Origin of the sequence: Paenibacillus tengchongensis (genome assembly GCF_008973665.1) — a bacterium.
GTDB classification, from domain to species: domain Bacteria; phylum Bacillota; class Bacilli; order Paenibacillales; family Paenibacillaceae; genus Paenibacillus_AQ; species Paenibacillus_AQ tengchongensis.
The window spans coordinates 31999-51271 of the sequence record NZ_WACP01000012.1 but is presented as its reverse complement, the minus strand read 5'-3'; the positions used below and the strand labels follow the sequence as shown (position 1 = coordinate 51271).

The window sequence follows — 19273 nt, the reverse complement described above, 5'->3', positions numbered from 1 at the left end:
CCGGGGATGCGGCTGCTGGACGGAATATATGATGCCGCTCTGTTGCTATATGCCCTGAGCCTGCTGTTTGTTTTCTCGGATTGCCTGAAGCGCAATCCGGGCGGTAAGCGGCTGGGCACAGGGCTTCTTGCTGTTGTGGGACTGCTGCAGATCTCCGGGCTGGCCATCCGTTTCGCGCAGGAAGGCGGATTGCCGATCTTTACGCCGTATGATTTTCTGTTCTGGTTTGCTTTTATTATCGTGCTGACCTCACTGGCGCTGTCGTTCACCCGGGGCGGGGAATTTACGCTGCTGCTGCTGAGTGTGGCCGGCTTCAGCGTATTTCTTCTGAACCGGGTGTGGCTGACAGCGGAGGATCATACGCTGCAGAGCTGGAATGCGGTGCATGGCTGGCTGGCGCTGCATGTGATTTTGGCCAATCTGAGCTTTGGCGCACTGACACTGGCCACGGTATTTGCGATAATGTATTTATTCCTGCACCGCAGGCTGAAGATTAAGAAATGGGATGACCGGATGCGCCGTCTGCCCAGTCTGGAGACGATGGACAAATATTCGCGTACGGCTGTATATACCGGGGTTCCGCTGCTGATTGTTTCCCTTGTCCTGGCCGGTATCTCCATTATCTCGGAAGGACGTACACCGCTCTTTCAGGATACCAAAGTTATTACGACGCTTGTGGCGCTCGGGATCTACATAACCTATATGGTGCTCAGGCGTCTCGGAAGGTACGGCGGTAGCGCTATGGCCCGCTGGGCGATCTCGGGCTACGCCTTCCTGATCCTTAATTTCCTGCTCAACTCGTTCTCGGACTTCCATGGCTGGGGATGAGGGGGAGATTTATCGCGTTAGGCGTTATGCCAGCATCAGCGTGTATCTTAGATATGCATAGGTGCTTCTGTTTGCTCCATGCTATGCTGAAGAACACCGGAACAGGCTGATGCTGGAATAGAGGCATTTTCTGCCTCTAATTTCAGCCAGTGGCCTGATTTCGGTGAATTAGTGGTATTTTCTACCACTAATTTGATGGGATTCACCGAAAACGGACTTTTTCGGGAAATTAGAGGCAGTTTTTATCTCTATTCCTGTGAGTCCGGGGGAGAACAGGAGTTAGTGGTAGTTTTTGCCTCTAATTTGCCGCGCCTACCTGCTGCATAAAGGTTTTTGCAGCTGAGTAGAGTTGCTTGTGGGACTGAAGTACTTGGGAAGATGAGGTACTTGGGAACTTGAGGAACATGAGGGACTTGGTAATATGGCGCTTGAGAGCATAAAGGTTTACTGGGAGAGAATGAAGTAGCGAGTACCAGGCAAATGGCACAACGAGGCCTACGAAGGTTTGCAGCACTGCCGGCGTCAGGAGTAAGGTGTAATTAGCGGTTGAAGCGGAGTGAAGCCGGATGAAAAAGTTAGTGCCGGTGATGCTCGATCTCGAGCATTGCCGGGTTGTGGTCGTCGGCGGCGGGACGGTGGCAGAGCGCAAGGTTGACGGGCTGCTGGAGAGCGGAGCATCGCTGGTGGTTGTCAGCCCCGGGCTGACGGGGCGGCTCACACGGCTGGCCGGAGACGGCGCCGTGGCCTGGGTCAGCCGGGGGTATGCTCCCGGAGACATCCAGGGAGCGGCCCTGGTGTACGCCGCGAGCAGCGATGCGGCGGTCAATGCGGCGGTGGCCCGCGAGGCGCGCGAGCGTGGCATCCCGGTGAACGTGGCCAGCGGCGCGGACGCGGGCAGCTTTATCACGCCCGCGGTGCTGCGCCGCGGGCGGCTGACCGTCGCCGTGTCCACGTCCGGCGCGGGACCGGCAGCCGCCGTGAGGATTACCGAGCGGCTGGCCGGAGTGCTGGGCGAGGAATACGAGCCCTACCTCGATTTCCTGCATGAGCTGCGCTGCGAGATCAAGCGGCGCGAGCCCTCGCCCGAGCATCGCGGGCAGCTGCTGCGCAGGCTCGCGGGGCTGGATGTGCTGGAAGAGATGCGGCAGGGTACCTTTACCCGGTGGAGCGATGCCGAAATTACAGCATGGATTGCTGCGAACCGTGAACCGTGAGCTGCGATCCACGATTCGTGTGGAGATTACAGCATGGATTGCTATGAATTGTGAGCCATGAATCAAGATCCGCGAACCGCAATGGGTTAACAGCATGGATTGTTATGAGCCGCGATCCGTGAGGACGTTTGCGGCCTCGATTGATGCGAACCGGGAACGTTGGACCATAAGGAGTGGGACAACGGAAGAACCGGGTAATATTAGAAGAGGCAATGTACGAGCGAGGGTGCGAGTCTGAGCTAAATTGAAGCTGAAACTAAAGCTAAACTGAAACTGAGCAAAAACTGAAACTTAAGCAAAAGATATACGCAACAGGTTGTATATGCTTGCTGGCAGCTGTTGTATATGCTTGCCGACAGTTGCGGTATTCTCTATAGTTGCACGCACGATCGTCAATAAGGATGTACATAATAAGACGGGCCACGCAGATGGCGGCACAGCTTACGCTGGTAGTCAGCGGAGCGGATGGCGTTACCAGATGCAGTTACGGGAGGAAGAGATAATCATGCGTAAAATTATTGTTGGCAGCAGGCAAAGTGCCTTGGCCCTTACCCAGACCGGGCAGGTGATAGCCGATCTGGAGCGTCTGAGCGCTGAGCACGGATTCGGGTTTAGCTTCGAGGTGCAAAAAATCATCACCAAAGGCGACCGCATTCTGGACGTGACCTTGTCCAAGGTCGGCGGCAAAGGGCTGTTCGTCAAGGAGATCGAACAGGCGATGCTCGCGGAGGAGATCGACATGGCGGTGCACAGCATGAAGGATATGCCGTCCGAGCTTCCCGAGGGGCTGGTCAACGGCGCGGTGCCGAAGCGCGTGGATCCGCGCGATTGCCTCATCTCCCGCGGCGGCGTTCCGCTGGATGAGCTGCCGCAGGGTGCCGTTGTGGGCACCAGCAGCCTGCGCCGCTCCAGCCAGCTGGCCGCGCTGCGGCCGGATTTTGTCATCCGCCCCGTGCGCGGGAATATCGACTCGCGCCTGCGGAAGCTGGAGGACGGCGAATACGACGCCATCCTGCTCGCGGCGGCGGGACTGTCCCGCATGGGCTGGCAGGATAAGATCACGGCCTATCTGCCGCAGGAGAGCTGCATCCCGGCCGTCGGCCAGGGGGCGCTGGGCATTGAATGCCGCGGGGATGATACCGAGCTGCGCAAGCTGCTGCAGCTCTACAATGACGAGCAGACCGCGCTGACCGTTGCAGCGGAGCGCTCGTTCCTGGGCACGCTGAACGGCGGCTGCCAGGTGCCGATCGGTGCGTTCGCCGTGCTGGAGGGAGACGCTGACGGGGATGCCGGGGCTCAACATATCACGTTGACCGGCATGGTCGGCATGCCTGACGGCTCGCTGATTCTTAAGGAGACCTGCACGGGTGGGGACCCTGTGCGGCTCGGTCAAGAGGTCGCCGGCAAGCTGATTGCCAGGGGTGCAGAGAAGATTTTGGCAGATGTAAGGGGATGAGTGGGATGAAGGGGAAGGTATACCTGGTAGGTGCAGGTCCGGGCGATGCGAAGCTGATTACTATTAAGGGGATGGAGTGCATCCGCAAGGCCGATGTGCTGGTCTACGACCGGCTGGCCAGTCCGCGGCTGCTGAAATGGATGAAGCCCGGCGGGCAAAAGATCTACGTCGGCAAAACGACCGACCGCCATACGATGAAGCAAGAGGAGATCAATCAGCTGCTGGCGGATCTGGCGCTGGAGGGCAAGACGGTGGTGCGGCTTAAAGGAGGAGACCCGACGATCTTCGGCCGTGTCGGCGAAGAGGCGGAGCTGCTCCGGCGGCATGGCATCCCATATGAGATTGTTCCGGGCATTACTTCGGCGATCAGTGTTCCGGCTTATGCCGGCATTCCGGTCACCCACCGGGACCTGGCCTCTTCCTTGTCGATTATTACAGGACATGAAAGTCCGGATAAGCTGGATCATTCGATCCATTGGGATAAAGTGACCAATGCGACAGGCACACTGGTGTTCTTGATGGGCGTCGCCAAAATCGGTTACATCAGCGAGCAGCTGATGAAGCACGGGCGGCCGCCGGAAACGCCGGTGGCGCTGGTTCGCTGGGGCACACGCGCCGATCAGGAGACGCTGACGGGTACGTTGTCCGATATTGAGGAGAAGGTTAAAGCGGCGGATTTCCAGCCGCCTGCCGTCATTGTGGTCGGCGAGGTGGTGCGTCAGCGTGAGTTGTTGATGTGGGCGGAGGCGCTGCCGCTGTTCGGCAAACGGATCGTGGTGACCCGGGCGCGCAGCCAGGCCAGCGAGCTGGTGGAGCTGATCGAGGAGCTCGGCGGGGAGCCTTACGAGTTCCCGGTGATCGAGACGGTCATGCCGGAGGACGCCGGGAAGAAAGCCGCCATTGCCGAAGCGCTCGGTGCGCTGCACGACTTCGATTGGGTGTTCTTTACGAGCGTGAACGGCGTGGAGTTCTTCTGGCGCCACCTGGCGGAGCAGAAGGTGGACATCCGGTCCCTGCACCGCGCGCGCATCGGCGCGGTGGGCCCGGCCACAGCCGAGGCGCTGGCGGAGCGCGGGCTGGTGGCAGGCGAGCTGCCCGCCCGCTTCCAGGCGGAAGGGCTGCTCGAGACCTTCGGCAGCGAGCTGCAGCCGGGGCAGAAGGTGCTGCTGCCGCGCGGCGATCTGGCGCGCGAATGGCTGCCGGACAAGCTCCGGGAGCTCGGGCTTGAGGTCACGGAGATCGATACCTACGAGACGGTGGTTACCGGCGAGGATGATATAGAGCTGCTGCGGCTGCTCGAGGAGAAGCGGATTCATGCCATTACTTTTACCAGTTCCTCGACGGTACGCAATTTTATGGAGATCCTAAAGCGCATGGGGCCGGAGAATCCGCTGGAGTTGCTGCGGGACATCAAGATTGCCTGCATCGGCCCGGTGACTGAACAGACGGCAGTAGAGGCGGGTTTTGCACCTGGATTGCTTGCCGGAGAAGCGACGATCGAAGGATTGGTGCAGGAGCTGTGTAACTGGAACGCCGCGACGCGCCTGAAGTAAGCTGACGGTTACTGAAGATAACTGCAAGTGGTACAGCTATTTTGAGCTTGCAGGCAGGATATTGGGCGATAGATGTATTTTGTACAGTTATTTGTCCGGGTGGAAGAGAAATGGCGGATTGTGCTCTCATATTAGTTGTATGAAATGCAGCTATGCGGGGGTTGGCGGGCTTTTACAGGGATTTAGTTGTACTAAATACAGTTATGGCTTGACCCTTGCGGTAAGCAATCAAATATGAAGCAGGCAAGGCGTTATGTAACGCCAAACAGCTGTCTGCAGACAACTTTAGGGAGGATATACAACATGGGTTTTCCTATCATACGGCACCGCCGTCTGCGCGGTACGGCCGGCATCCGCGGCATGGTGCGCGAGACGGTGCTGAACAAGCTGGATTTCATCCAGCCGATATTTGTGACTTACGGAACAGGGGTGAAAAATGAGATCGGCTCCATGCCGGGCGTGTATCACTTCTCGCTCGACACGCTGAAGGCGGAGGTCGACGAGATTGCGGCGCTGGGGATCCCGGCCGTGCTGCTCTTCGGGATTCCGGAGACGAAGGATGCTGTGGGTTCCTCGGCTTTTGCCGAAGACGGCATTGTGCAGGAAGCGACTCGGCTGATCAAGGAATGGTATCCTGATCTGCTGGTGGTTGCCGACACCTGTCTGTGTGAGTTTACTGACCACGGCCACTGCGGCATGGTACATACCCATGTGTTAGACGGCAAGGTGCACGGGGATGTCATCAACGACGCTTCGCTGGAGCTGCTGGTGAAGACGGCGGTATCCCAGGCGCAGGCCGGTGCGGATATCATTGCCCCCTCCAACATGATGGACGGCTTCGTGCAGGCGATCCGTACGGGGCTGGACGAGAACGGCTTTGAGCATATTCCGATTATGTCCTACTCGGTAAAATATGCGTCGGCCTTCTACGGCCCGTTCCGCGAGGCTGCCGATTCGGCGCCGCAGTTCGGCGACCGCAAAACCTACCAGATGGACCCTGCCAATCTGCGGGAAGCGATCCGTGAAGCGGATTCCGACGTCCTGGAGGGTGCGGACATGCTGATGGTGAAGCCGGCGCTGGCGTATCTGGACGTTATCCGCACCATCCGCGACCAGTTCGATCTGCCGCTCGTTGCCTACAATGTCAGCGGAGAATATTCGATGGTCAAGGCTGCGGCGCAGCAGGGCTGGATCGATGAAAAAGCGGTGGTACTGGAAATGCTGACCGGCATGAAGCGGGCCGGCGCGGACATTATCATCACTTATTTTGCCAAGGATGCGGCCCGCTGGCTGCAGGGCTAAGCGGAGCTTTGCCAACATTAGGACAGGAGTGAATTCAGTTATGGGCAATGTGCCTTTATCGCGCCGGGAAGAGGCTTCCCGGAAGGCTTTTGACGAAGCCAAGCAGTATATTCCCGGCGGGGTGAACAGCCCGGTGCGGGCGTTCAAATCCGTGGGCTTGACCCCGGTATATGTGGACCACGGCAGCGGCCCGCGGATCTACGATATCGACGGCAACAGCTTTATCGATTATGTCTGCTCCTGGGGACCGCTCATTATGGGACATGCCCATCCGGAGGTCGTTAAGGCGCTGCAGGATGCGGCGGTTAAAGGAACAAGCTTCGGGGCGCCGACGCTGCTGGAGACGGAGATGGCCAAGACGGTCGTGGAGCGGGTCCCTTCGGTGGATATCGTACGGATGGTGAACTCCGGTACAGAAGCGACGATGAGCGCCATCCGGCTGGCCCGCGGCTATACCGGACGCAGCAAAATCCTCAAGTTCGAAGGCTCCTACCACGGCCATGCTGACAGCCTGCTGATCAAGGCCGGCTCCGGTGTCGCTACCCTGGGGCTGCCCGACAGCCCGGGCGTGCCTGAGGGCGTAGCCTCCAATACGATCACTGTGCCGTACAACGATCTGGAGAGCGCGAAGGTTGCTTTTGAACGTTACGGCAATGATATTGCCGCAGTCATTGTTGAGCCGGTGGCCGGCAACATGGGCGTGGTGCCGCCGCAGCCGGGCTTCCTGGAGGGACTGCGGAAGGTGACGACGGGGTACGGGGCGCTGCTGATTTTTGACGAAGTGATGACAGGCTTCCGCGTGGGCTACAGCTGCGCGCAGGGCAGATTCGGCATCGAGCCCGATCTGACCTGCTTCGGCAAGGTGATCGGCGGCGGTCTTCCGGTCGGAGCCTACGGCGGCAAAAGAGAGATCATGGAGCAAATCGCTCCCTCCGGTCCGATCTATCAGGCGGGAACGCTCAGCGGCAATCCGCTGGCAATGACAGCGGGCTACAGCACATTGAAGCTGCTGACGCCGGAGGTCTACGACCGGCTGGAAAATCTCGGCGCGCGTCTCGAAGCGGGACTGAGGAAGAACAGCGAGGAGCTGGGTATCCCGCTGACCATTAACCGAGTCGGTTCAATGGTGTGCCCGTTCTTCACGGAAGGGCCGGTCATCAACTTTGAAACGGCCAAGACCAGCAACCTGGACCTGTTCCGCCGTTATTTCGGCAAGATGCTGGATCAGGGCATCAGCGTGCCGCCGTCGCAGTTCGAAGGCATGTTCGTGTCCGCCGTGCACAGCGAGGCGGATATCGATGCTACGATTGAGGGGCATTACAATGCCCTGAAAGCACTGTGACAGCGGAGCACGGGGGGCACCCTTCCGGCGGCGGGGCCTGGACCCGCCGCGGGGAATGGCTCGAAGCCATGCCCGGGCGCAGCATCACCCGGGAGGCCGACAGGGAGGCTGCGGTCGACCGCTGGCTGCTCGGAACGGCAGGCATGCCGGAGAAGCTGCACGCCCGGATGCGCCGCGAGGGTGAGATCCAGTGGCGGGGCGACCGCCTGCGCCTGCGGCTGTTCCCGCCGCGTGAGGCCGGAATCGGGCCGGTCAGGCAGGCAGCGGAAGTGCTGTTCGAGGACGACTTCTGCCTCGTCGTCCATAAGCCCGCCGGCATGGCGGTCCATCCCGACGGCAGCGGCCAGGGCGTGACGCTCGACCATGTCGTGGCGGCGCATTATGCCGCTGCCGGCGGCGGCGTCGCCGTCCGGCATGTGCACCGGCTGGACAAGGACACGACCGGGCCGGTGCTGTATGCCAAGAACGAATATGCGCAGCTCGTGCTGGATGAGGCGCTGCGCAGCAAAGCCGTCTCGCGGCAGTACGCCGCGATCGTGCAGGGCAGCGTGCCGCCCGCCTTGCAGCGGATCGACGCGCCGATCGGCCGCGACCGTCACCATGCCGCGCGCCGCCGGGTCTCGCCCGGCGGGCAGGCGGCGGTGACGCACGTGACCGCGCGCGAAGCGCTGCCGGGCGGCAGCGTGGTCAAGCTGCGGCTGGAGACCGGCCGCACGCACCAGATCCGCGTGCACCTCAGCCACGCGGGGCATCCGCTGTTCGGCGACGGGCTGTACGGCGGACCGCCGTGGCCGGCTCCGGGCGGCCTGGCAGCTCCGGGACAGGCCGGTGCCGCCGGCATGGGCTCAGGCGGCGGTCACGTCCGCCAGGCGCTGCACGGCGAGTCGCTGGCCTTCAGCCATCCCTGGACACGGGAGCTGATCGAAGTGAGCGATCCGTGGCCGGAGGATATGCTGGCGCTGCGGGAGCAGCTGAGCAGCCCTTGGGCGGCCCGCTAGAAATGGAGCTGCGCCCATGAGCTGCAGCATCCGGGTATTGGGCCGGGCCTAAGGGCCGCGGCGCTATAGATATGTCAAATAAGGGAGGGGCCATGTGGCCCCTCCCCTATTTAGTTTGTGCTCGAGATGAACTCAAGTTATCGCCCGATCAATGAGCACCCTTGTGGGGATGACCCTGGGCTTTCAGAGCCTAAAGGACCCAGTGTTGGTAGAGTTTAAAGTGTCCCCCCGTTAACGGACAAGCGAATAAGACCAACGGAGGTGTGTTCCCATGGGAGAACAACGACAACGGTATAACGAAGAATTTAAAAGACAGACGGTAAAGTTCATTCAAGAACAGATTGAAAACATTGGGGGAACTGGCGGAGGAGCTGGGCATCCCGAAGAGCACCCTGCACCAGTGGATGGGCCAATATCGTGAGCTCAAGAACGAACCGGCAGCCAGCATAGACCGGGTGCGGGATCTTGAAGCAGAGATCAAAGAATTGCGTCGTCTGCTTCAGGAGAAGGAACATAAGCTCACCGATACCGAAGAGGAATTGGCTATCGTAAAAAAAAGCAGTGCACATCTTCAGCAAACCAAGGAACTAAGATTCCAGTTCATGGAGAACCATCGCTCCGAGTTTCGCTTGGAGAAGATGTGCGAGGTCTTGCAGGTGTCACGGAGCGGTTACTACAAATGGCGGGCAGCAAAAACCAGTGCACAAAAACTCCGCAAGGCTGAGATCATGGAACGGATTCAATACCATTTCTTTGACCATAAAAGGCGTTATGGGAGTCCGAAAATCACTCGCCTGTTACATCAGGAAGGCTATACTGTTACTGAACGCACTGTGAGCATTTACATGCGGGAAATGAAGCTGCGCTCTGTTGTGTCCAAGCCCTATCGTGTACAGACCACCGATTCCAACCATAGCGATCCCATTGCCCCCAACACACTGAACCAAAAATTTAAAGTAGCTACTCCCAATACCGTTTGGGTTACCGACATTACCTACATTCCTTGCCGTGGCAATCAGCAGGAGAACTTGCCGGGCCGATACCGCTGTTAGCGCCTATCGCTTTGGACTACTCTGATCTGCCTCCCACTAATTTCCGGTATCTAGAACAGAGGTCCCGCGAACGCCTCCGTGATTTTTGGGTATATCTCTTATAGAACTGACGGGACCGGGTGGCGACATCAGTGCCGGGCGGTCCGATTAGCATACAGGAAGGAGCTGAAGCCATGCGTTGGCAGGGCAGAAGAGGCAGCAGTAATGTAGAAGACCGCAGAGGGCTCAGCGGCGGGAAAATGGTCGGCGGGGGTATCGGCGGCATTATCCTTGTAGTCATTGTTACACTGCTGAGCGGCGGGAATGTAGGAGACATCTTAGGAAATTTAAGCTCGACCTCGACAACCAGCACATCCAGCACCAACGGCGCTTATCAGCCCTCGGCGCAGGAAGAGGAGCTGACGCAATTTGTTTCGGTCGTGCTGGCAGACACTGAGGAGGTGTGGGGGGAGCTGTTTGCGGAGCGGGGGATGACTTACACGGACCCGACGCTGGTTCTGTACAGCGGAAGCGTGAACTCCGCCTGCGGTACGGCGACTTCAGCCGTAGGGCCGTTCTATTGCCCGGGCGACGCCAAGCTGTATATTGACTTGAGCTTCTACGACGAGCTGCAGCAGCGCTTCCAGGCGCCGGGCGATTTCGCGATGGCCTATGTCATCGCCCATGAGGTCGGCCACCATGTGCAGACGCTGCTTGGCACCACCGCGAAGCTGGATGAGCTGCGCCGTAGCGTCAGCGCCACTGAATATAACGGATATTCGGTGCGCTTTGAGCTGCAGGCCGATTATCTGGCCGGTGTGTGGGCCCACCACGTGCAGGGCGAGAACCTGCTGGAGGAGGGCGATCTGGAGGAAGCGTTGACCGCGGCGAGCGCCGTCGGCGACGATACGATCCAGAAGCAGGCACAGGGCTATGCCGTGCCGGACAGCTTCACGCACGGCACCTCGGAGCAGCGGAAGCGCTGGTTCTATAAAGGCTTTGACTCCGGCACCATCGAGGGTGGAGATACGTTTAGTGCGGCCCAATTGTGAGCGGGAGGGCTGAAAGTTTGGTCTATACAGCAACCGGCCTTACACGGTCGAGCACAGTCAAGTTGCTAATTGGATTTCCGCCACTTATTTTCAGCGTACCAAGCCATTTTCCTGCTCTAGTTGGATTTTCGCCATCTATTTGATTGAAAATAAGCTCCGGTCATCACTTTCGCTACGTTTAAGTGGCAATTATCGAACTAATCCACAATAACCCTCGCAAATGAGCAAATGAAGTGGTGAAAATCCATCTAGTGCTACAGTCCAGCCGCGCACCTGGGGACTTCTCACAGGTGTAGTCGTCTCCAGGCGCCTTTTTCCGCCAATGAAACGGCGCTATGCCGCAACGATCAGGCGGTCAAGGAACGCCGACTCGGGCCGAAGCGCCGAGCCTCGCCGACTCGGGCCTGAGCGCCGAGCCTCGCCGACTCGGGCCGAAGCGCCGAGCATCGCCGACTCGGGCCTGAGCGCCGAGCCTCGCCGACTCGGGCCGAAGCGCCGAGCCTCGCCGGCTCGGGCCGAAACGCCGAGCTTCGCCGGCTCGGGCCTGAGCGCCGAGCCTCGCCGGCTCGGGCCGAAGCGCCGAGCCTCGCCGACTCGGGCCTGAGCGCCGAGCCTCGCCGACTCGGGCCCAGAACCCGCAGTCCATCGCCGGCTAACCAGGGCAGGCACACCCAAAAGCACCGCTTCCCCGGTTTCCGGGCAGAAGCGGTGCTTTTAATTGCCGGCGGATATGACCACTACGCAGCATTTGCTGCGGCAATTACCGTCCGACCGGTTCTCTGCCGGGGCAGCCGAAGGTTATGTCTCTGGCACAGCTGCCAGCTCGTTGCGGTGCGACAGACGATTGCGGCCCAGCTTCTTGGAATCGAGAAGCAGCTGGTCGGCGTATATGTAACCTTGTTCCATGGACATCTTGCGTCCGGCGCCGGTCTTGTAATAGTACAGCCCGAAGGATGCAGAGTACGATACGGTAATATCCTGCTCTTCGTATTCTGCAGTGACGCTGTTTTCTTTGACGCTGTCCAGAATGCGCTGAATTTGCGCCAGGCAGTCCTCGAAGGTCTTGTGCCGGAGGAACATGGTGAATTCCTCGCCGCCGCTGCGGAACAGAATATCGTCAGCCTGCATGTGGGCGGCCAGTGTATCGGCGAAATGGACGATTACCCTGTCGCCTACGGCATGGTTGTAGCTGTCGTTGATTTTTTTGAAGCGGTCGATGTCCGCTACGGCAATGCCGATGACTTCCCCGCCAAGGTTAAGCTCCTGCATCATTTTATCCATGTGGGCGCGGTTGTAGGTCCCGGTCAGAAAATCCCGGTAGGCCATCTGCTCGAACTTGTCCCGCTCGAATTTGTGCTGGGCGCTTTGCGACTTTGAGTAAAACGAGAGGCTGACCACGTAATTCAGCAGGAAGAGTGCGAGCAGCATTTCCCATTCCCGCATTTGCAGCAGCTGCAGCAGCAGGCCGTTGGTCAGCATCACCTTGGTGAAATCCAGCAGATTTCGGCTGCGCAGCAGCAGGTTCAGCGCCTCCTTGCGGGTCTTGATATCGCCGGACAGCGCAAAGGTGATGACCAGGAAGCCGGAAGTCAGCAGCATGATAACTACGGTAATCAGACAGAACAGCAGCCAGTACCCCAGCGGGATCTGTGCGGCATACGGGTATAGCAGCGTGTACAAATAATAAGCCGCTGTCCCGCCCAGAGTGAAAGAGCCGATATTGTATAAGGTATCCAGAAACTCTCCGGGGTCCTCTGTTTTGGTCTTCTTTTTGTAAAGAAATACGGTAAAACGGTAGATCCCCTCAAACAAAAAAGTCCCCAGAGGTCCGGCGAACACCCCGAAGGAGGAAGTATAGCTGATTGCATAATCTATGGTTGAATTTCCGCTGCGTGTAACGATGCGCAATTGAAAATAGAAACTCGAGAATGCCCAGTACACCAGCAGGGCCGTCCAATAGGTAGAATCCAGTTCAATTACACGGGGCGATGCCAGGGCGAGGGCTGCGGCAGCGGCGAACAGCGACAGGTCAAAGATTCGGGCTTTTGACATAGGCGTTACATATCCTTTCATGAGTTATACCGATTATACCCGAAAAAATGGAAAGGGATAGAATGGATTTTTTGATTGTTTACACAGCTTTCTAGCAGGGCGGCAGGACTAACTTACTAGAAAAAATGCACCTACCCACGCCGCTCCCACCCGGCATTCATATAATACTTTGTTATTACGCAGCCAAACTGCGAAAGTATGCACCGAATTCTAGCCGGGGGAGAGGAGTTCATGAGAATACTGCTGGTCACTTACTGGGGACTGACCAATATGGGCGGCATCTGGACGTATATGAAACAGCTGTCGGACCAGCTTGTCAGGCAGGGGCACTCGGTTACACTGATGGGAAGCCATGCAGAGGAGAATAAGCTGTATTTGCTGGGACGTACGGAATCCTTTGATAAAAAAGCGTATTATAACGCATTACTGCCCTATCTGGATCCCGGCAGATTTCCGCACCTGCATCTGGAGCACGGCATTTTCAGCTTTGAGCTGGGACGGTATGCATTTGAAGGCGGGGCTGCGGTCCTGGGATTGCATAATTATGATATTATCCATGCGCAGGATCCGATCTCGTCGTATGCCATCCGGCGTATTATGACCGCCCCGGTACCGCTGGTAACTAGTATTCACGGGGCATTAAGCCGAGAGGCGTTCTATGAGTATAAAGGGCTGGAGCCCGGACTGACCTGGGAAGCGTATGAGCAGCGGCCGATCTGCAGATATTTCCGGCGGATGGAGGAGCTTGGCGCGCTGGCCGCGGACAGCATCCTGGTCTCCTCACGGTGGATCGGCAAACTGGTGCGCGGCGCCGGCGTCCGGGAGGAGCGGATCCACACGGTACCCTATGGCCTTAATCTGGGGGACTACGATGTCAAGGCGGCACAGCCTTCGCCGTTCCGGCCGCCCGGCGGAACCAAGGTGATCATGTACGCCGGCCGTCTGGAATACATTAAGGGCGTCCATGTCCTGCTTGGCGCTCTGGGCGAAGTATTCCGCAGCCGCCGGGACTGGATCTGCATCATCGCCGGAGTGGGCAGCCTGGGGGAAGAGCTGCAGGCCCAGGCCCGCGAGCTCGGGATCGGAGAACAAGTGGTGTTCGCCGGGAAAGTGGACAATATTCCGGCTGCGCTCAGCGGCGCCGACATTTATGTACAGCCAAGCCTGCAGGATACCCAGCCTTACTCCGTGACGGAAGCCCAACTGGCCGGCATTGCGCCCATTGTGAGCGGAACGGCGGGCATGCCGGAAATGGTGGAGCATGGCAACACCGGCTGGATTGTGCCTCCGGAGGATAGCGGGGCCTTGGCCGGCCTGCTGCTGCAGCTGCTCGGAGACGACGGGCTGCGGGCGAAGACAGGGCAGGCGGCGAGAGTCTGGGCGCTGCATACCCGCTCCCTGGCCTTGATGACGGAAAGCACGCTGAATGTGTACCGCCGTACACTTGGGACGCACGCTATGCGTTATCACGCAGAAGGTGCGGCAAATGCGGTCAGCGGTGCCGCGGAAGGCAGGAAGCGGCTTGCGGATGCTTTTCACCCGGCCGGTCTGCTGAATGCCCTGAATCCTGCAGACCCGCTTGCACCGCTGCTGTACCGCAGCCTACCGGTGAATTATGCCATACCGGATGGACGGATTGCCTCTATAGCAGAGAACTAGCAGCCCGTCCCTCCGCCGTACCAAAGTTGTCATGCCTCCTTGAAAATGGCATATACATGAGGGGAGACACATTTTGGGCTTACGCTCTGGGCTTGTCTCAGGGTTAGATTATGCCAAGAAGGAGGATATTTCCGTGTTTGACCCGTCCCACGGTTTGCGGTTTGATATTTATGAACGCATTCACCTTTCGGAGGAGCTGCCCGGAATTGCTGAACTCGAAGAGGTGGAGCTGATTCCGGATATTCAGGTAATTCAGCGGGAGGACCGCGCTGAGCTGTACGGCCAGCTGCTGCTTACCGGACTTTACAGGGGAGAGAATGACCGTACGGAGCGTCTGGAGCATGCCATCCCCGTGGAAATTACTGTTCCGCTGACACGCGTCCGCTCGCTTGAAGAGATCGGTGTCGAGATCGAGAATTTCGACATTGACCTGCTGACCATGCGCACGGTCAATATTACGGGCATCCTCTCGCTGCGCGGCATCGGCACCGGAGACAGCCAACCGGCCTGGCAGCAGGAGGAATATACGGTAGCTTATTCGCCTGCCGATGAAGCGCAGGCTGGGGCCGGTTCCCGCGAAGCGGATCAGGATGCGCTGTATGAGAATTCGGTGTGGACCTTCGGTGAGGGAACGGCGGAAACGGCGCTTGAAGAGAAGGACTTTGCCGGCTCTGCGCAGGAAGCTGGAGCAGACGCACCGCACCTGGAAAGCGCTCCGGCCTATACGCAGCCGGCGGCATTTACCGCTCTTCAGCAGAAGGACAGTGAGAAGAAGATACGCACGCACAGCCTGGACAGCCCGCCTTGGCAGACGGCCGGAATCCGCGACAGCGGCAAGGGGGACGGAGCCGGTGCGCCAGAGGGAGCTCCGGGGCATACTGATGAGGTTGCGGGCACGCTTCAGCCGGAGCAGGCCCAGTATCCTGCAGAGAATGATGCTGTCCCTGAGGAGGTCGCGGTCATCGCAGCAGAGGAAGCGGTGGCAGAGACGCAGTCGCCGGATTACGGTGTCCCGGCAGCGGAGGATACAGCCGGGAATGCCGGGCCTGCCTCCATACCGGAAGAGCCGCAGCTGCCTGAGGAGAAGCCTGACCTCAAGATCGCTTTAGGCACCAAGAAGGATGCGGGACAGGGCAGCAAAGAGTCGCTGACCTTCTCTTCGCTGCTTGGCACAAGCCGTACCCGCAAGGATTATGAAGCGCCTGCCGCAGAGGAAGCGCCGCAGGCGATCCAGCCGGCCGCTGCAGGGCCGGGAAGCGACAATGACTGGAAGAGCCGTTTTATCAGCAGTGCAGGCGGAGCGGAGCTGTTCCGCAAGGTCCGGCTCTGTATTGTCCAGCGTGAGGATACCCTGGATACAATTGCGGAGAAATACCACCTCAGTGTCCGCGAGCTGTCCAGCTATAACCGGTTGTCCGGACAGAATGTGGAGGAAGGGCAAGTGCTTTATATTCCCTGAGTGCGGGGAAATGCAGCGGAGCGGCGTGGTTATGGAAGCATCCGGCCGGGGAATGACCGGGATGCAGAGCCGGAGGCGGTCTCTGGGCCAGTTTATGGCCGGGGGCCGCTTTTTGCGTAAATGAAGGGCAGTATATAAGGTTTAACCCATTCTCTGCCGGGCAGCGGTATAAGACGGGCCCATTATGCGTATGCTGGTTGACTAGGGATAACTCTGAATGTATTATGGGATTATGCAATCATTAGCTAAAGACTGGGAACGGGAAGAGTAGGCGGTCAGCCCTTCAGAGAGCGGAATTGTTGTTGCTGTGATTTTCCGCAGGATGCAGCCCCCGAAGTCGCCCCGGAGTCGCCCTTCCGAGCCGGTTATCTGTACACCGGGAGTAGGTTGGTGCCGGAAGCAGCCGTTATCTGCATGAGTGTCGCGACAATCCTCTGGACGGAAGCAGGTTCCGGAGACTGGCAGAAATTTGCTTTATCGCGAAACAAAGGTGGTACCGCGAAAGAATGGTCTTTCGTCCTTTGAGGACGAGAGGCCTTTTTGTTTGTTTAAGCATGATTGTCACATCTAATCTGTCACATGATAATGGAGGTTTATGAACATGGCTGAACACCAGAACAACCTGGCGCAAGAGACGCCGCAGGACGCCGCAGAGGCGACCGGAGCTGAGTCTAAACAAAGCGGCATGCCGACGACATATGATCCGAAGGCTGCGGAACAGAAGTGGTACCAATACTGGCTGGAAAATGAATTCTTCAAGGCGGGCGTACGGCCGGAGGCCGAAGCCTACTCCATCGTGATTCCGCCGCCGAACGTAACGGGGATGCTGCATATCGGGCATGCGCTCGACTTCACACTCCAGGACATTCTGATTCGCGTGAAGCGGATGCAGGGGTATGACACGCTCTGGCTGCCGGGCACGGACCATGCAGGGATCGCCACCCAGACGAAGGTGGAGCAGAAGCTGCGCCAGCAGGGCATCTCCCGGCATGATCTGGGACGCGAGAAGTTCCTGGAGCAGGTATGGGCCTGGAAGGACCAGTACGCCGAAACCATCCATGACCAATGGGCCAAAATGGGCCTGTCGCTCGACTATTCCCGCGAACGCTTCACGCTGGATGAGGGCATGTCCAGCGCTGTCCGCGAAGTCTTTGTCAGCCTGTACAATAAAGGTCTGATCTACCGCGGCAAACGGATCATTAACTGGGATCCGGCCGCCAAAACGGCGCTGTCGGATATCGAGGTTGAGTATAAAGAAGTAAACGGACATCTGTACCACCTGCGCTATCCGCTGAAGGATGGAAGCGGCTATATTACGGTAGCCACCACGCGTCCGGAAACGATGCTCGGCGATACGGCGGTTGCGGTACATCCCGGGGACGAGCGTTACAGCGGCATGATCGGCAAGACGTTGGTGCTGCCGATTATCGGCCGCGAAATTCCGGTGATCGCCGACGAATATGTCGAGAAGGAATTCGGCAGCGGCGCCGTCAAGATTACGCCGGCGCATGATCCGAACGACTTCGAGGTTGGGCTGCGCCACAACCTGCCGCAGATCAGCGTGATGGACGAGAGCGGCACGATGAATGAGGAAGCCGGTCCTTACCAAGGGCAGGACCGGAGCGAGTGCCGGAAGCGGATTGTCGCCGACCTGAAGGAACAAGGGGTGCTCGTATCCATCGAGGACCATGTGCATCAGGTGGGGCACAGCGAGCGCTCGGGAGCCGTGATTGAGCCTTATCTGTCCACACAGTGGTTCGTTAAGATGCAGCCGCTGGCCGAAGCGGCCATCGGCGCCCAGAAGGAAGGCAACGGCATCAATTTCGTGCCGGAGCGCTTTGAGCGCACCTATCTGAACTGGATCGAGAATGTCCGCGACTGGTGTATTTCCCGCCAGCTCTGGTGGGGCCACCGCATTCCGGCCTGGTATTCCGAGTCCACAGGCGAAGTATTCGTGGCCCGCGACGAGGAAGAAGCGCGCCGCATCAGTGGTCTTGACGATCTGAGGCAGGACGAGGACGTGCTGGATACCTGGTTCAGCTCGAACCTGTGGCCGTTCGCAACGCTCGGCTGGCCGGACGAATCCAGCAGCGATTACCAGCGGTACTTCCCGAACAATGTGCTTGTAACGGGTTACGATATCATTTACTTCTGGGTTGCCCGGATGATCTTCTCTTCGGTTGAATTTACGGGACAGAAGCCGTTCTCCGATGTGCTGATGCACGGTCTTGTCCGCGATGCGGAAGGACGCAAAATGTCCAAATCGCTCGGCAACGGCATTGATCCTCTGGAGATCATCGACAACTACGGAGCCGACGCGATGCGCTTTATGATTTCCACCGGCAGCACAGCCGGCCAGGACCTGCGTTTCCGCCTGGAGAAGGTCGAGCAGGCGCGCAATTTCGCCAACAAGATCTGGAACGCTTCCCGCTTCGCGCTGATGAATCTGGAGGGCGTGAGCTTTGCAGATATTGACATTTCCGGCGAGCTCAGTACAGCCGACCGCTGGATTCTGCACCGCCTGAACGAAACTTCCCGCGATATTACGCGTCTAATTGACGCGTACGAGTACGGCGAAACCGGACGCCTGCTGTACAACTTCATTTGGGATGATCTGTGCGACTGGTATATCGAATTTGCCAAGCTGTCCCTGTACGGCGAAAATGCGTCCGCAAAGGCCAAGACGCAATCCGTTCTGGCTTATGTGCTGGACCGTACCCTGCGCCTGATCCATCCGTTCATGCCGTTCATCACCGAAGAGATCTGGCAGCATCTGCCGCATGAAGGCAAGACGATTATGCTGGCGGAATGGCCGAAGTACGATGCGGCGCTGGAGAATCCGCAGGCAGTGAAGGAAATGAACCTTCTGATGGATACCATCCGCGCGGTGCGCAATATCCGCGCCGAAGTGAATGTGCCGATGAGCAAGAAGGTGGAACTGATTGTTAAGGCAAGCGACGAGGAAACGCTGCGCATCATCGAACGCAACGGCAATTACATTGCACGGTTCTGCAATACCTCGGCGTTCGAGGCGGGGCTTGATCCGCAGACGCCGGACAAGGTAATGTCCGCCGTAGTTACGGGAGCCGAACTGCTGCTGCCGCTGTCAGGGCTGATCGATATCGAGCAGGAAATCCTCCGCCTCGAGAAAGAGGTGCAGACGCTGAACAGCGAAGTGGAACGCGTGGCGAAGAAGCTCAGCAATGAAGGTTTTGTCGCTAAAGCGCCGGCGAAAGTCATCGAAGAGGAACGGGCGAAGCAGGCGGATTATTCCGCAAAGCGCGAGAAGGTGCTGGCCCGTATCGCAGAGCTGAGAGGATAAAGACT

13 protein-coding genes are annotated in these 19273 nt (G+C 58.5%); 12 read left to right on the top strand and 1 reads right to left on the bottom strand.

Annotated elements, in window-relative coordinates:
* Positions 1–6 precede the first annotated feature (6 nt).
* The 9 genes from ccsA (at position 7) to ypfJ (ending at position 10776) form a co-directional block, all read left to right on the top strand.
* Complete coding sequence (gene ccsA / locus F1381_RS19495; RefSeq protein WP_151736524.1) at positions 7–828, top strand: cytochrome c biogenesis protein CcsA; 822 nt, start codon at positions 7–9, stop codon at positions 826–828.
* Positions 829–1394: 566 nt separating this feature from the next.
* Positions 1395–2042, top strand: coding sequence for a precorrin-2 dehydrogenase/sirohydrochlorin ferrochelatase family protein (locus F1381_RS19490; protein WP_151736523.1), 648 nt, complete (start codon positions 1395–1397; stop codon positions 2040–2042).
* Positions 2043–2547: 505 nt separating this feature from the next.
* Positions 2548–3498, top strand: a complete 951-nt coding sequence (gene hemC / locus F1381_RS19485; RefSeq protein WP_151736522.1) for a hydroxymethylbilane synthase — start codon at positions 2548–2550, stop codon at positions 3496–3498.
* Positions 3499–3503: 5 nt separating this feature from the next.
* Positions 3504–5051, top strand: a complete 1548-nt coding sequence (cobA, locus tag F1381_RS19480) for a uroporphyrinogen-III C-methyltransferase (protein ID WP_151736521.1) — start codon at positions 3504–3506, stop codon at positions 5049–5051.
* 303 nt (positions 5052–5354) lie between these two features.
* Complete coding sequence (gene hemB / locus F1381_RS19475) at positions 5355–6353, top strand: porphobilinogen synthase (protein ID WP_151736520.1); 999 nt, start codon at positions 5355–5357, stop codon at positions 6351–6353.
* Between the two features lie 40 nt (positions 6354–6393).
* Positions 6394–7695 (top strand): glutamate-1-semialdehyde 2,1-aminomutase, encoded by a 1302-nt coding sequence (gene hemL / locus F1381_RS19470; RefSeq protein WP_151736519.1) that lies wholly within the window; start codon positions 6394–6396, stop codon positions 7693–7695.
* A gap of 68 nt (positions 7696–7763) precedes the next feature.
* Positions 7764–8693 (top strand): RluA family pseudouridine synthase, encoded by a 930-nt coding sequence (locus F1381_RS19465; protein ID WP_151736518.1) that lies wholly within the window; start codon positions 7764–7766, stop codon positions 8691–8693.
* Between the two features lie 350 nt (positions 8694–9043).
* On the top strand, positions 9044–9745 hold the full coding sequence (locus tag F1381_RS28930) for an IS3 family transposase (RefSeq protein ID WP_246188109.1): 702 nt from the start codon (positions 9044–9046) through the stop codon (positions 9743–9745).
* Positions 9746–9918: 173 nt separating this feature from the next.
* Positions 9919–10776, top strand: a complete 858-nt coding sequence (ypfJ, locus tag F1381_RS19450) for a KPN_02809 family neutral zinc metallopeptidase (RefSeq protein WP_151736516.1) — start codon at positions 9919–9921, stop codon at positions 10774–10776.
* A 798-nt stretch (positions 10777–11574) separates the two neighbouring features.
* On the opposite strand, the gene F1381_RS19445 is transcribed toward ypfJ, so the two are convergent.
* A complete protein-coding gene (locus tag F1381_RS19445) occupies positions 11575–12828 on the bottom strand; it encodes a GGDEF domain-containing protein (protein WP_151736515.1) in 1254 nt (417 codons plus the stop codon).
* Between the two features lie 231 nt (positions 12829–13059).
* Between F1381_RS19445 and F1381_RS19440 the strand changes: the two genes are divergently transcribed.
* From F1381_RS19440 to F1381_RS19430, 3 genes are all read left to right on the top strand, one after another.
* Positions 13060–14487, top strand: coding sequence for a glycosyltransferase family 4 protein (locus F1381_RS19440; protein ID WP_187355460.1), 1428 nt, complete (start codon positions 13060–13062; stop codon positions 14485–14487).
* Positions 14488–14620: 133 nt separating this feature from the next.
* Positions 14621–15946 (top strand): LysM peptidoglycan-binding domain-containing protein, encoded by a 1326-nt coding sequence (locus tag F1381_RS19435; protein WP_151736513.1) that lies wholly within the window; start codon positions 14621–14623, stop codon positions 15944–15946.
* 685 nt (positions 15947–16631) lie between these two features.
* Positions 16632–19268: a valine--tRNA ligase gene (locus F1381_RS19430; protein WP_151736665.1), complete on the top strand. Its 2637-nt coding sequence runs from the start codon at positions 16632–16634 to the stop codon at positions 19266–19268.
* The last annotated feature ends 5 nt before the right edge of the window (positions 19269–19273 follow it).